Here is a 12,900-nt window from a genome sequence, read left to right on the forward strand (position 1 = left end):
GCCTTCATTCTCCTTCAATCTCTTTCATTCCATGGACATGATCAGAGAGGCTCACAGCATGTTCGCACGACCCTATGGCGCCTTCGGGGGATCAATCGGCACCCGCGTTGGGCAATCGGTGACCGCACCAGCCCCGCCCCAGATTGACTTGTCCCCTTCCTTCGACTCCCAACGCTGGGCGCGTGCCAGCGCCTTGCTGGCCGATCTTGGCTGCCTAGGGCCGCTGTGGATGGAGGTGGGCAACACGGCGCTCAGGCTGGCGATGCCGGCGCCGGTGCCGTTACGCCTCGCGCCAAATGGTGCCGCGCGCGCGACGATTGGCGATGGCGGCTCCTTGTACTGGCTACCCCGGCAATGGATGTGGCTGTGGGGGGTGCCAGGCGGGCAGACGCTTAGCATCGAGGACGCGGCAGGGGAGACCCTGCTAAAGCTCGTCCCGCGACGGCCGACACCAGGCTTTGCTTTCGCCCATGCGGCCCTGCTGAAGGCTTACGGTGGCGGGCCGCGCATCTGGCTGGATATGGCGCCCAACACCGGCTGCCAGCCGCTGCGTGATGCTGGCGCGCATCCGGTGTGGAGCCTGCTCGCCCAGACGGGCGCCGCCGGCACGCAGGACGCGAGCGTCGCCGATCTGGCGGAACTAAGCGGCATGCTCGCGCTCGACCCCAACCGTCCGCGGGCCATGGGGGAGGCCATCGCCGTGGACCCCAGTCTGGTCGCGGGTCTACTCGATATCTGCACCGACCAGTACCAGGCGATTTGGTGCGCGATGGGCAATGCGGGCGTGCTCGTGACGCGAAACCTGCAGCTCGCGCACGCCCAGTCTCACGGCGGTAGGCGTTGGCTGCGCGGGCGGGATGTGGCCATCAGCCTGGATCCCGAGGGACTGGATTCCGCCTGGGTGGTAGAACGCGATGGCGTTCACTAGTTACGGCACTGAGGAATATGAACTGTTATGCTATAACAACTTCCTTTGTGTTTATTTGCCGTATTTAGGGACTCCATGTTGTATCCGTCAAAGCTGTCGATCCACCATCTTGCCGGCGGTCTCCCGCTATTACTCTGGTTGTTGACTGGACCGTCGGTCAGCGCCGAGACAGGGGCGGCAGAGAGGCTTCAGACCGTTGAACTCGATGCGCTCAATGAGGAAATTGCCTCGCAACAGACCATCAATCGGCTGGATAACGAAACTCGCCGCATGACGGATGAGTACTGGGCGCTGCTGGCGCGCCAGGCACAACTGACCCGGCGCGAGGCAGCGCTGGAGGCGGAACTCCGAGGCCAGGTCGAGACGCTTCAGACGCTGCGACAACAGTTGCCTCGGGTTCCACCGGATGCGGATCTCGATGCCTTTCTGCAGCAACTGGTGGAGGCGCTCGATGCCTTCATTCGCGCCGATCTGCCGTTTCAGCGCGAAGACCGGCTCAAGCGGGTCGCGCGGCTTGCTCGACTGCTCGAACAGCCCGAGACGAGCCCGGCCGAGCGGTTGCGCCAGATTCTGTTCGCCTATCAGCAGGAGTTGGAATACGGGCGCACCATCGAGTCCTATGATGGCCAATTGACCGACCAGTCCGACCAGTCCGACCAGTCCGACGACGGCGAGCAGCCTTGGGTGAGCTACCTGCGTTACGGTCGGGTGGCGCTGGTCTACCAGCATCTGGATGGCCAGCGTGGCGCTTGGTGGGATCGGGAATCGGGTCGCTGGCAGCCGCTGGAGCCGGCGCTCAACCGCGAGGTGCGCCGCGCCATTCGCATCGCCCGCAAGCAGTTGCCGCCCGATTTGGTGCTGGCGCCGCTGCGCAAATAGGAGGCGCCATGTTGCCTGTGCTCCCGCTGTTCCGCCCAGCTAGCCTGGCGCTTGTGCTGACCCTGGCCATCCCGCTCGCGCCTGCTTCCGCCTCGCCCGCGCTTGATCAGATGCCCGTGCTTGACCAGGTGATCGAACAGGCCAGGCAGGCGCAAGCGGCGGCGCGTCAACGCCAAGCCGAGCGCGAGGCTGAGTTCGAGCAGCAATGGCGCGCTATCGAGGCGAGGTACCGACCGCTCAAGGATGCGGTGGACGCACGGCAACATGCCGTCGATGCTCTGGAAGCACGCCGGCAAGCCCTAGCGGAGGAGGTCGCGCGGGCGCGCCAGGCGCTCACCGACCGGCTTGGTCCCTACGCGGGTCTGTTCGAGGTGGCGCGCCAGCAGGCCGCCGAGTTCGAGCGCCAGTTGCGGGATTCTCTGATCAATATCGAGCAGCCGGGACGCACTGAGGGTCTCACGCGAATCGCCGAGGATGAAGGCTTGCTGGAACCCGAGCAACTCAACGGCCTGCTGGTCACCCTGCTGGAGGCCCTCAAGGCCCAGGGCGAGATCAGCACCTTCATCGCCCCGGTAATCCAGGCAGCCGGTGGTCAAGCGGCGCTGGAGGTAACACGCATCGGTCCCTTCGTCACACTGCATGACGGTCACTATCTCGATTATCGGTTCGAAGACAATGCCTTGCAGCAACTGGGGCGCCAGCCCGGTCGCCGCTATCGCCAGGCAGCCCGGGGCGTCGAGGAGGCAAAACCCGGTCAAGCCGTCACCGGCGCCATCGATCCCTCGCGCGGGGCCGTCCTTGGCTTGCTGGTGCAGACGCCGGACCTGATAGAGCGTTTGCGCCAGGGTGGCCTAGTCGGTTATCTGATCCTCGGGCTGGCGGCGGTGGGCGCGCTGCTGGCGTTGCTGCGTATTGTGCAACTGCGTCTGACGCTCGCACGGGTGCGACGCCAATTGCAGGCGCCTGAATCGCTTAAGCCCAACAATCCGCTCGGGCGGGTGCTGCTCGCGCTGCAGGACATTCAGCCCGGCCGCGATCTGGAGCTAATGGAGCACCGGCTCGACCAAGCTATCCTGGAGGAGACGCCGCGGCTCAATCGTGGCCTGCCGCTGCTGAAATTGCTCGCCGCCATCGCCCCGCTGATGGGTTTGCTCGGCACCGTGGTGGGGATGATTCTGACCTTCCAGGCCATCAGCCTCTATGGCGCCGGCGATCCCAAACTGATGGCGGGCGGCATCTCCCAGGCGCTGGTCACCACAGTGCTAGGCTTGATCACCGCCATCCCGCTGCTGCTGTTGCACAGCGTCGCCAACGGCAGTCGCGCGCGGATCGAGGACATCCTGGAACAACAAGCCGTCGCCCTGGTGGCGAGGCGCCTGGAGGGAGGCACAACGAGCGGATCATGAAAGCGGTTCTCGAACAGCTACAGCTACAACTGCTCGGTCTCGGCGACCTGCATGGCTTTCTCGAATTGGGCGGACCGGTGTTGGTGCTGGTGTTGGGCGCCGGCCTGCTCCTTTGGTTTCTGGTGTTCGAGCACCTGCTGTACCTGGCTTTTGGACAAAAGCATGGCCTGCGCCAGATCGAACGCCAATGGCGTGCGCGCGTCGAGCACCACAGTTGGCATGCGCGGCGCGTGCGCCAAGGGCTGATCAGCGCACTGCGCCAGCACGCATGGCGCCATTTTCATTTGATCAAGACCCTGATCGCCCTGGCACCCTTGCTGGGCCTGCTCGGCACCGTCACCGGCATGCTGGAAGTCTTCGATGTGCTGGCGCTGACCGGCGCCGCCAACCCGCGCGCCCTGGCTGCGGGGATTTCGCGCGCGACCATTCCCACCATGGCGGGCATGGTGATGGCCCTGTCAGGCCTCTACGCGGCGGCGCTGCTGGAGAGCTGGATCAAACGCCGGCTGCGCCGGATTGACAATCAACTGGCCTTAACGGACAACCCCAATGCGACGCCCTAGACACCGGGAGCAGGAAGAGAGCGCCATTGACTTGACACCCATGCTCGATGTGGTGTTCATCATGCTGATCTTTTTCATTGTCACCGCCACTTTCGTGAAGGAAAGCGGGGTCGAGTTCGCCCGTCCGGTGGCGGCCACCGCCGTGGAGCGCGATACCTTGACTCTCTTTGTCGGCATTGACGCGCAACAGCGGATCTGGATCGACCGCCGGCAGGTCGAGCTGGCGGCGGTGCGGCCGCTGGTGGAAAAATTGCGTGCCGAGTACCCCCAGGGCGGCGCGGTGATCCAGGCCGATGCCTCGGTCGATACCGGGTTGTTGGTCAAGGTGCTTGATCGCATTCGCCTGGCCGGCATTGACCGGGTGGCGGTGGCGGCCGAGAGCCCCTAGCGCCAGCCTTATCATCAATGCGTCAGATGCTGCGAACGCTCGGGGCCTTGCTGCTGGCCTTGGCGGTTATCCTGACCCTGGTGTGGCTCATGCAGACCCTGATAAGCGCGCGTGGCAATAATAGGGATCAGGAGCCGCCGGCACCGAGCGTCGTCTATCTGATCGAGGCGGCGACGACCAAGGCCCAAGAGCAGCCCATGGTCGAAGCGCCGGCGCCACCGCGAACCGAGCCTGAGCCGCCGGCGCCGCCCGAACCACCGCAGCCAGAACCCCTACCAGAGAGGCTGGAACTGCCCTTGGATCCGCGACCCTTGGATCTGCCAGCGGTGGAACAGCCGCCCAAGCCCAAGCCGAAGGCAAAACCCCAGCAGAGGTCCGAGCCGCGAGCGCAACCTGCGGCCCGACAGCCGTCCGTCAGCCAGCCTCGGGTCGCGAGCCAGCTGACCGCCAATGCCAAAGCCGCCGCGCCAAAACCCTCCGCACCGGCCAAATTCGACCGGCGCGCGACCTTCGCGCCGCGACCGAGATACCCCGCCAACGCCAAACGCCGGCGGATCGAAGGCTCGGTGACGGTGAAGTTCACGGTCACCCGCGCGGGGCGCGTGCGCAATCCGCAAGTGGTTGCGGCCCAGCCGCCGGGAGTCTTCGAACGCGCGGCACTGGCGGCCATCGAGCGCTGGCGCTTTAAGCCCCAACCGGCTGATTTCCCTGGCGTGACGCAAAACATCCGCTTTAGTCTACGCAATGATGGTTGATGAGCAGCGAGGTCGCACCATGACCAAATCCCAAGGTTTCAGCCAGAGGTGGCTACTGGTCATTGCCTTGCCCGTGCTGGCAGTCAGCGCCCAGGCCGCGCCGGTGATCGGCAGCGCGCTCAAGGCGCCCTTGCAACAGGTTCTCGAACAGCTCGACCAGAACCAGCCCGCGGTGGCCGTTCAAGCCCTGCTGCGCCTGCTTGAGCGCGACAACCTGAGTCGTTATGAGCAGGCCACGCTGAAGCGGTTTCTCGCTCACGCCTACCTCAAGGGCGATCAGCCGGAGCTCGCCATAGAAGCCTTCGAGCAGGCGCTTGACTCCCAGGTACTAACCACCAAGGAGCAGCGGGATCTTAACTACCAGGTCGGCCAGCTCTACCTCGGGCAAGACCGGCCACGCCGGGCCATAGAGCAACTGCGCGATCTCGATCCGGCCGAGTATCCCCAGGCGGCCCTCTACCTTGGGCGGGCGCAAAGTCGGGTTGGCGCCCATGAAGAGGCTATCGAAACGGCGGAACGGCGGCTGACGGACGGATCCCAACCCACACGGGATGACATCAATCACTTGTTGGCGCTCTATCGCCAGGCGGGGCGCCCGGAGCCGGCCAAGGCCTTGGCCCGCCAGGCGCTGGCTTGGTATCCCGCCGAGCGCCTCTATTGGCGGGAGCTGGCCCGGCTGCGATTGCAACTCGGCGAGACGCGCGCGGCCGCCGCGACCCTCCAGGCGATGGAACGTCTGGGCCTGCTTGATACACCGCGCGCGCGCGATCGCTTGATTGAACTCTACCGGCACCTTGATGCGCCCACCAAGGCCGCCGAGCTGCTGGAACAGACACTGGACGATGCTCACCGGGAGACGAAGGACGCCACCCGCGAACGTCTCGCCGCCGCCTGGCTGCAAGCCCGTGCCTGGGACAAGGCGGCAGCGGAATTGAGCGCGCTTGTCGCCGACCAGGCGCGACCCGACCCGGAGTTGCTCGCGGACTTGGCCTATTGCCATTACCAGCAAGGTCAGTGGACGCACACCATGGACACCTATAAGGCCTGCGCGGCCATGCTTGTCCGGGTTGGGAAGATGCTAAAAATGCGAATGAGTCGTGATAAAGACCTTTAGTCAACAACAAAGGGCTCACACGGCGGAGTGACTATAGATCTCGGCTTGGTTGGTTTCCGTGCGGCGATGGCGGTGGCTGCCGCGACCAAATTAGGTAGAATCCTCCTTCACATGAGAACTCCCGCAACAAGGCCCAGCGCCGGCTGCGCCGCGAGGGCGGTCCGGACAGAAAGGCATCCCATAGCCAAGAGCAGAGTCTTGCGCGCAGTCTGTGAACTGGTTCCGCGCTGGAATGGGCCTGTCGGGGAGGGAGCCTGGTGGCTCCCGGCAGACCCGCGCGAGGCGCGCTCCACCGGTGAACGCAAATCTGGGCCATGAGGTGTGCGCGGGAGTCCATTCATCCCGGCGAATTTTGGATGTTGATGGCGGGCGGTGGACAGGGTTGGCATCGCTCAGGCTCCCGTGGCAATGTGCAAAAAAACAGATGGAACTGGGTCAAGCGTCGTGACAGTCGCAAAATGGCATATTATATAAACGCGAACTATTCGCAAAAAAATATTTCATCAATTCAAACTTTGTCATCTAGCGCCCGATTATTGGACCGCTTATCAGTAGATGCGCCATCTTGGCGCGTCATGAAACGGCTGGGAGCCGCTTCTTCACTAGATGAAACTCCCAAATTTGGAATTGCTGCAATTATTTTGTTGCTTTGCTTCTGGCATCGGCAAGCCTACCCCCTGGGCCTGAACGCCAGCCTGCCGCGCTGCCATGACCGAGCTGGAGGGTGGCCGGGTCTTAAAGAAACCTCAATGACTGCGAACCACTGACTGTTGGTGTTGATCGCGACCACACCGGGCAGGTATCGAGTGACACGCTTATGCCGAAGAGCCGGAACTTTTCTTGCGGTTATTGAATTTGGCGGATTATGCTAGCCGAATGTCATGAAACCAGGGGCATAATCCTTCACATGGAATCTCTACCCTTGAGATGGGTTCCGCGCTTTCTGCGGACAGCGCGCTGTCCAAAGTGCGAGTCCAATAACGTGCGCCCATCACGGGTGCTGAATCCTGAGCAGGATCGGCAGTTGGGCGATGGCTTGTTTGTGCGTTGGCTCCGTTGTCGGGAGTGTGGATATCGATTCCGTGCACGCGATGCTTTTTTGGTGCAGTTGTGGTTGTCGGGCGCTATCGCGGTGATCTCAACCCTGGCGACCTTGTTTTGGGTTTACTCCTCTCAGCCGGGTTTGTTGCCACCGACCCAGTTTGAACCGAACCTCACGACCATGCCAGTGGCACCAGAGTTGTTTGCTCCCGAGGAGCCAGACGCCGAAATGGACAAGGAATCGGAACCTGCGGACATGGCGAGCGACTCTGAAGTTCACTGACTTCCCACGCCGCCGATCAAGGCTTCTGCCCGCTACCGATAGCGGAGACCACTGGCCTAGGCCTCTGGTCGAACTGCTGATTATCACGGTAGTACTAGACAAAATCCATTCTTTGACATAGCCTTATAAGGCAATACTTAAGCGGTTTATCAAATGACGGCCAGCTTTGGCTGCCTGGGTTTCTCGTCGACCGGGTGAGCTTTGGCTCCAATGCCCGGTTCTCCGCTGTCCACCGAATCGCTGTCTACCGGTTTGAGTCTAAAAGCGCCAGTTAAGGTCATCTTTGGGAGGAACTTGTCCATGTCTGTAACAGCTATCCGCGTTTCTGCACAACCGCGCGCGCACCGCGCTGTTGTCACTGACCGGCGCGCAACGCGCCTGCTGGTCTGGTTGTTGTGCCTCGCTCTTGTGCCGCTCTTAGCGCCCTTGACCCTAAAGGCGGATGAGGCGCGCGGGCGCGCCTTGGCCGAGCGGGTCTACAACCGCCCGGATGGCCGCGATATGACCACGCGAGGTACCATGGTGCTGAGGGACCGCGGCGGCTCGCCACGCACGCGCGGACTCATTGTGTATCGGCTTGACAAGGGGAGTGGTCAAGTCTCGACCCTGATCCGTTTTACCGATCCGCCCGACATCGCCGATACTGGCCTGCTCACCATCGATGGTGCCGGGGGCGACACCGAACAATGGGTTTATCTGCCGGAACTCAAGAACTCGCGTCGTATCTCGGCGGATCGCAAGGGCGGGCGCTTTGTCGGCTCGGACTTCTTTTATGAAGACCTGCGTGATCGCAAGGTCTCACTCGACCGCCATACCTGGTTGCGCACCGAGGCCGTTCAGGGCGTGCAGGCAGAAGTGGTGGAAAGCGTCCCTGTCAGCCCGTCCAATTCCGTTTACGGCAAACGGATCAGTTGGATTCATCCCGAGGCCCTTGTGCCGATGCGCGTCGATTACTTCAAGCCCGGTGCAAGCAAGCCTTTCAAGCGCCTGACAGTGCAGCGCCTGCAACGCATCCAGGGCTACTGGACGGTCACCGCAAGCATGATGATGGACCTCGAGCAAAACCACGAGACCCGTCTGAGTAATGAGGTCACCAAGTACGACCGCAACCTGCCAGCCTCGCTCTTCACCAAACGCGCGCTTGAAGACCCTAACCTCGAATCGGCCTCCAGGCCCTGAGGTTCCGCCTGCAATCGCTCCTATCTTCAAGCCAACGGGAGGCTGAATCGTGAACCAAAGGATGCGGCGCATCGCGCTTTTGGCAGGGCTAGCCGTGGCGCTCGGCAGTGGTCCGTCCGTGGCGGTGGAGGAGGGGGATGTCATCCTCCTCGACCCCACCTTCGAGCAAGAGGATGCCGGGCCAGCAACCCAGCCAGCAACAGGGCCAGCAACAGGGCCAGCAACGGGGCTTTCGACCGAGCCATCACCAGAGCCGGCCACGGCGGACAGCAGCGATTTCGCGCTCGGGCTGGATCGTCTGTGGTTGGAAACCGCCGCCTTCACTCGCTCCAGCAGCCAGGCCGCCGGCACTGGCTATGGGCAAACCAAGGCATCGGCCAGTTGGCGCCCGGATGACACCTGGGAATGGGCGGCGGCCCTGCGTGTGGATGGCAGTCTGCAAACCGGCGCGCGCCATGTACAAGACACGCGCCTGGACTATGGCGACTCCTTTGTTCGCTATCGCGATATGGAGCGTCGCGTAACGCTTGGAGCTCAGACAGTGCCCTGGGGCCGGGTTGACGAGGTGGCGCCCACTGATCGGCTGTCGGTACAGGATATTTCCCGTTTCATTCTCGATGAGATTGGCGAGCGCCGCCGCGCGGTCCCCATGTTACGCTGGGAAGAATTTACTGATACGACCAAGCTTGATGTGATTCTGATTCCCGAATTCCGTGCCGCCGAGTTGCCCGATCAGGACAGCGTTTGGTATCCGATTGATCAGGAACGTGGCATGGTGTTGGGCATGCCATCTGACCCGATGCTGAAAGCGCTGCTGGGCGTGGGCAGCGTCGGCGATAATGCCCACTCCGGCGGCGCCGGCGGGGGCCTGCGCTTTAGTCAGAGCCTCAGTGGATTGGATTACGCACTCACCGCGCAGCGCACGCGTCTTTCGCTGCCTTACTTTCAACTCGACCCCAGTGTGCGCGCGGCCCTGCTCGCTGGCGCCAGCCCGGAGGTCGCCGTGGCCATGGGTGAGCCGGGCCACCACACCTTCGAAGGCCAGCACCCCTATACCAATGTCGTGGGTGGCGATCTTGGCCTGGTGGTGGGGGGCGCGACTGCACGCGTGGAAGCTGCTTGGCTGAGCGACGTGCCTGTCACCACCGAGGATCTGCGGATGGAAACTGTCAGGGGCATCGATTGGGTTGCAGGTATCGAGTTTTACCCCGGAGATGCCGATACCCGCATTAACCTGCAACTCACGGGCCACCATCTGCTTAATCCGCCCAAGGTCCTCGATGAAGTCGATATCGTTAGCCTGAGCGGACAGGTCGAGGCCGAATGGACTCAGGGCCGCTGGAGCACCCGCCTGCGCATGGCCGCTGATCTCAATCACCAAAACCTGTATTTTAATCCAGAAATCGTCTGGCTTGGCGGTCGCTCCCAGGAATTTTACGGCGGACTCCACTATTTTGAGGGCGAAGATGGCACCTTCGGCGGCTTTTTCTCCGACAATACCAACCTTGCCGTCGGCTGGAGGATGAGTTACTAACGGCCAAATTCAGCCCAGCCATCTCACCAACAGACCCAAGTTGCCCCGCGCCCCAGGACGCGTTAAGTTACCTCTGTCATGCCAACCAAAGCTGCCAGCCCGCCATCTGACGTACCAGGCCGAATCGTGCCCATCCTCGCTGGAGGCGGTACCCGCTTGCCCGCGCATGTCGGCGTGCTCAAGGCGCTCGATGAACTCAACATTGGCTTCGACCACATCGTCGGCGTCTCTGGCGGCAGCATTGTCGCCGGTCTGCGTGCCGCTGGCTGGAGCCCCGCGGCCATGAAACAACTGGCGCTGGATGTCGACTTTCGTCAGTTCCGCGAATTCAATCTCTACCAACTTGTCTTTCGCGGTGGGTTGTCCTCTGGTGACCATTTCGAGACCTGGATGAATGACAAGCTTGATGGCAAATGCTTCCAGGATCTCACCATCGACCTGCATGTGGTCGCCACCGATGTGCGCAACGGCGCGCCCGTGGTCTTCGACCGCCACCACAGCCCCAATCTCCCCGTCGCCCGCGCAATCCGCTACTCCATGGGTATCCCGCTGCTCTTTGCCTACAAAGAGTACGAAAAGCACCTGATGGTCGATGGCTGCATCCTCTCCGAGGACGCCCTGCGCTGCGACTGGGCGCGCGACGGCACCCCCTGCTGCTGCTTTCGCCTGCGCGCCGCCGAGCGCGTCGGACAGCACGAGGGCAGGCGCTGGGTGTCCCTGCCAGACTATCTCCAGCTGTTGATTCGCGCCTTCATGACCACCATCTCGCGCGAATATGTGCAAGACTCCTTCTGGTCCACCACCGTGGTCATTGACACAGGCCACATTTCTCCGCTTGAATTCCGCCTGTCGCCGACTGAAAAACTCGGCTTGTTCGACATCGGCTACAGCACCACCTTGGCCGTGCTGCCAACAAAAATGACCAACTGGCATGCCAACACCAGCGTCCTGCCTCCAGCACCCAAGTCATTGGAGCCATTGCCAGTCTTGACGGGCTGCGAGTAATCTCGCGCCTGCAAGGCTCAGGCGAAGATTTCGCGCCATTTGCGGAAAAGATTGGTTAAACTGCCAACAGGCTCAATTATCAAGCGGATAAGCGCTCACCGCCCGGCGCAAAAGACCTCTTCCGCGACAAGCATCATCCATAGGGGGCTTGAATGTCCGATACCGACCTAGTCACGCCCTACCGCGAGTACTTTCAGATTCTGTTCGCCACCACCGAGGAACTGCGCCAGCGTGCCTATGCACTGCGCTACCAGGTGTACTGCAGTGAACTCGGCTGGGAGGATCCAGCGAATTTCCCCAACGGTCTGGAAAAAGATGAGTTCGACGATGCCTCCCTGCATTGCATCCTTGTGCATCGACCTTCCGGGACAGACGCCGGCACCGTGCGCCTGGTCACCACCCAGCCAACGAGCCCAGAGCCCTGCCTGCCTCTGCTCGCGCACTACGACCGCCAGCTGTTCGACTCCGAGCAAAGTCCCTTAAAGATCCCCAAGGGCACCTATGGTGAAATCTCCCGTCTCGCGCTCACCGAGCGTTTCCGCCGACGCCCTGGAGAGCGCGACACGCCTGATGGCGGCCCGGATGTCTTTCAATGGTCACAGACCGAGCGCCGTCGTTTTCCCCACATCGCCCTGGGGCTCTACCTGGCCGCCGCCACGGTCGGCCTGTCCCAAGGCTTGAATGCCGTATACGCCATGATGGAACCACGCCTTGCCCGCCATCTGCACTTTGGTGGCATCTTCTTCAACCAGGTTGGCCAGGCGATTGAATTCCGCGGCCAGCGTGCCCCTTTCTACCTCTCCCGCGCCATGCTGTTCCAACACCTGGGCTCACCCCTGCGCGCCCTGCTCGACGCCATCGCGGAGGATTTGGGAGTGGAGTTAGCGGAGCGTTAAGGCTGCTGGGGCGAATGTATTTGTCCACATTCCAAGGTTTGATGGTGGCTAAGTCGAGACCTGATGAAGGAGCAGTGCTGGGCAGCCAGGGTGGATTAAGTGCAGAGGTTCGACTAAGCGCCAGCGATTCTGATAGGAGCGCTGCGCGACCAAGCCGTGGCCGCCGATCAAACCATGGCGAGTCGCCATACTTGCTCGCGCAGCGCGCTCAGACCACGGCGCTGGAACTGCGGCGATTCGGCAATGATGTCGTAGTCGGCCAACTCTTCGGTGGTCAGCAGGCCATCGCACAACTCCCGCACCTGCGTTGCTGGCACCGAAAAAGGCGGGCCACGCATCTCTTGTTGCAGGTACTCGATGGTGACCAGCAGTCCATCAAGCCGTGCTCCCGGTGCGGGGGCTAAGAGGTTAGCCAAATGCCGGATATAATCCGGTCGCAACTCAGGCGGCATGGCGATGAGCGCGGCGCGATCGTAGACCGCCGTGACCGCCGACCTTGCAACGCTGGTCAGATGCGACCGGCGCAAAGCAAAAAAATCGCCACACAAGAGGGTCAATTCATCAGCCGACCAGCGCTGAAAAGGCCCAAGCTCAGTGATCTTGGGGCTGAGTCCGTGCTCGTCAAAGAACTCCTGCAAGGCTCGCTTGCTCAACTCGATGCCAATGACCCTGTAGCCCTCGCCCACCAGCCATAGCAGGTCGAGCGTCTTGCCGCATAGAGGGACCAGCGCGGTCGTTCCAGGCGAGAGGTTTAGCCGCGGCCAAAACTCGCGCAAATGGGTGTTAATCTCTGGCTCATGCCAGCCGATCTCGCCACGCTCCCAGCGGGCATGCCAAAATTCCGGGGTCATCTCTGGGGGCTCCTGTTACCGTGATGTGCGCCATAGCTTAAACAATGGGGGATATGGCGGCGGCAATTTCTACCAGTC

At 62.1% G+C, this 12,900-nt stretch carries 13 protein-coding genes; 12 read left to right on the forward strand and 1 reads right to left on the reverse strand.

Features of this window, described 5'->3' with window-relative positions; translation table 11 throughout:
- Positions 1–58 precede the first annotated feature (58 nt).
- The 12 genes from Thiowin_RS10195 to Thiowin_RS10250 all read left to right on the forward strand — a co-directional run bounded on the left by Thiowin_RS10195 (position 59) and on the right by Thiowin_RS10250 (position 11,971).
- The gene (locus Thiowin_RS10195) at positions 59–928 is read left to right on the forward strand and encodes a hypothetical protein (protein ID WP_328987622.1); all 870 of its coding nucleotides are present in this window, start codon (positions 59–61) and stop codon (positions 926–928) included.
- A gap of 75 nt (positions 929–1,003) precedes the next feature.
- On the forward strand, positions 1,004–1,807 hold the full coding sequence (locus Thiowin_RS10200) for a DUF3450 domain-containing protein (protein WP_328987623.1): 804 nt from the start codon (positions 1,004–1,006) through the stop codon (positions 1,805–1,807).
- 8 nt (positions 1,808–1,815) lie between these two features.
- A complete protein-coding gene (locus Thiowin_RS10205; RefSeq protein WP_328987624.1) occupies positions 1,816–3,213 on the forward strand; it encodes a MotA/TolQ/ExbB proton channel family protein in 1,398 nt (465 codons plus the stop codon).
- Positions 3,210–3,776, forward strand: a complete 567-nt coding sequence (locus Thiowin_RS10210) for a MotA/TolQ/ExbB proton channel family protein (RefSeq protein ID WP_328987625.1) — start codon at positions 3,210–3,212, stop codon at positions 3,774–3,776. The genes Thiowin_RS10205 and Thiowin_RS10210 overlap by 4 nt, the downstream gene beginning before the upstream one ends.
- Entirely contained in the window at positions 3,763–4,164 is a 402-nt protein-coding gene (locus tag Thiowin_RS10215) for an ExbD/TolR family protein (RefSeq protein WP_328987626.1), read from the forward strand. Before Thiowin_RS10210 ends, Thiowin_RS10215 begins: the two co-directional genes overlap by 14 nt.
- A gap of 26 nt (positions 4,165–4,190) precedes the next feature.
- Positions 4,191–4,919 (forward strand): energy transducer TonB, encoded by a 729-nt coding sequence (locus Thiowin_RS10220; protein WP_328987627.1) that lies wholly within the window; start codon positions 4,191–4,193, stop codon positions 4,917–4,919.
- A gap of 19 nt (positions 4,920–4,938) precedes the next feature.
- Entirely contained in the window at positions 4,939–6,033 is a 1,095-nt protein-coding gene (locus Thiowin_RS10225; RefSeq protein ID WP_328987628.1) for a tetratricopeptide repeat protein, read from the forward strand.
- A 356-nt stretch (positions 6,034–6,389) separates the two neighbouring features.
- Positions 6,390–6,800: a hypothetical protein gene (locus Thiowin_RS10230; protein WP_328987629.1), complete on the forward strand. Its 411-nt coding sequence runs from the start codon at positions 6,390–6,392 to the stop codon at positions 6,798–6,800.
- Positions 6,801–7,657: 857 nt separating this feature from the next.
- Entirely contained in the window at positions 7,658–8,536 is an 879-nt protein-coding gene (locus tag Thiowin_RS10235; protein WP_328987630.1) for an outer membrane lipoprotein-sorting protein, read from the forward strand.
- A gap of 49 nt (positions 8,537–8,585) precedes the next feature.
- Positions 8,586–10,070, forward strand: a complete 1,485-nt coding sequence (locus tag Thiowin_RS10240) for a hypothetical protein (RefSeq protein WP_328987631.1) — start codon at positions 8,586–8,588, stop codon at positions 10,068–10,070.
- A gap of 126 nt (positions 10,071–10,196) precedes the next feature.
- Positions 10,197–11,075, forward strand: a complete 879-nt coding sequence (locus Thiowin_RS10245) for a patatin-like phospholipase family protein (protein ID WP_328987632.1) — start codon at positions 10,197–10,199, stop codon at positions 11,073–11,075.
- Between the two features lie 152 nt (positions 11,076–11,227).
- Positions 11,228–11,971: a PEP-CTERM/exosortase system-associated acyltransferase gene (locus tag Thiowin_RS10250; protein WP_328987633.1), complete on the forward strand. Its 744-nt coding sequence runs from the start codon at positions 11,228–11,230 to the stop codon at positions 11,969–11,971.
- 167 nt (positions 11,972–12,138) lie between these two features.
- Here the strand turns inward: Thiowin_RS10250 and Thiowin_RS10255 are convergent, their stop codons facing one another.
- The gene (locus Thiowin_RS10255) at positions 12,139–12,822 is read right to left on the reverse strand and encodes a thiopurine S-methyltransferase (RefSeq protein ID WP_328987634.1); all 684 of its coding nucleotides are present in this window, start codon (positions 12,820–12,822) and stop codon (positions 12,139–12,141) included.
- Positions 12,823–12,900 lie beyond the last annotated feature (78 nt).

The organism is Thiorhodovibrio winogradskyi (assembly GCF_036208045.1).
Lineage (GTDB): Bacteria > Pseudomonadota > Gammaproteobacteria > Chromatiales > Chromatiaceae > Thiorhodovibrio > Thiorhodovibrio winogradskyi.

Coding starts and splice junctions, on each gene's coding strand:
- Thiowin_RS10195 (WP_328987622.1), top strand. CDS start 59: ATGTTCGCACGACCCTATGGCGCCTTCGGGGGATCAATCGGCACCCGC.
- Thiowin_RS10200 (WP_328987623.1), top strand. CDS start 1,004: ATGTTGTATCCGTCAAAGCTGTCGATCCACCATCTTGCCGGCGGTCTC.
- Thiowin_RS10205 (WP_328987624.1), top strand. CDS start 1,816: ATGTTGCCTGTGCTCCCGCTGTTCCGCCCAGCTAGCCTGGCGCTTGTG.
- Thiowin_RS10210 (WP_328987625.1), top strand. CDS start 3,210: ATGAAAGCGGTTCTCGAACAGCTACAGCTACAACTGCTCGGTCTCGGC.
- Thiowin_RS10215 (WP_328987626.1), top strand. CDS start 3,763: ATGCGACGCCCTAGACACCGGGAGCAGGAAGAGAGCGCCATTGACTTG.
- Thiowin_RS10220 (WP_328987627.1), top strand. CDS start 4,191: ATGCTGCGAACGCTCGGGGCCTTGCTGCTGGCCTTGGCGGTTATCCTG.
- Thiowin_RS10225 (WP_328987628.1), top strand. CDS start 4,939: ATGACCAAATCCCAAGGTTTCAGCCAGAGGTGGCTACTGGTCATTGCC.
- Thiowin_RS10230 (WP_328987629.1), top strand. CDS start 6,390: ATGTTGATGGCGGGCGGTGGACAGGGTTGGCATCGCTCAGGCTCCCGT.
- Thiowin_RS10235 (WP_328987630.1), top strand. CDS start 7,658: ATGTCTGTAACAGCTATCCGCGTTTCTGCACAACCGCGCGCGCACCGC.
- Thiowin_RS10250 (WP_328987633.1), top strand. CDS start 11,228: ATGTCCGATACCGACCTAGTCACGCCCTACCGCGAGTACTTTCAGATT.
- Thiowin_RS10255 (WP_328987634.1), bottom strand. CDS start 12,822: ATGACCCCGGAATTTTGGCATGCCCGCTGGGAGCGTGGCGAGATCGGC.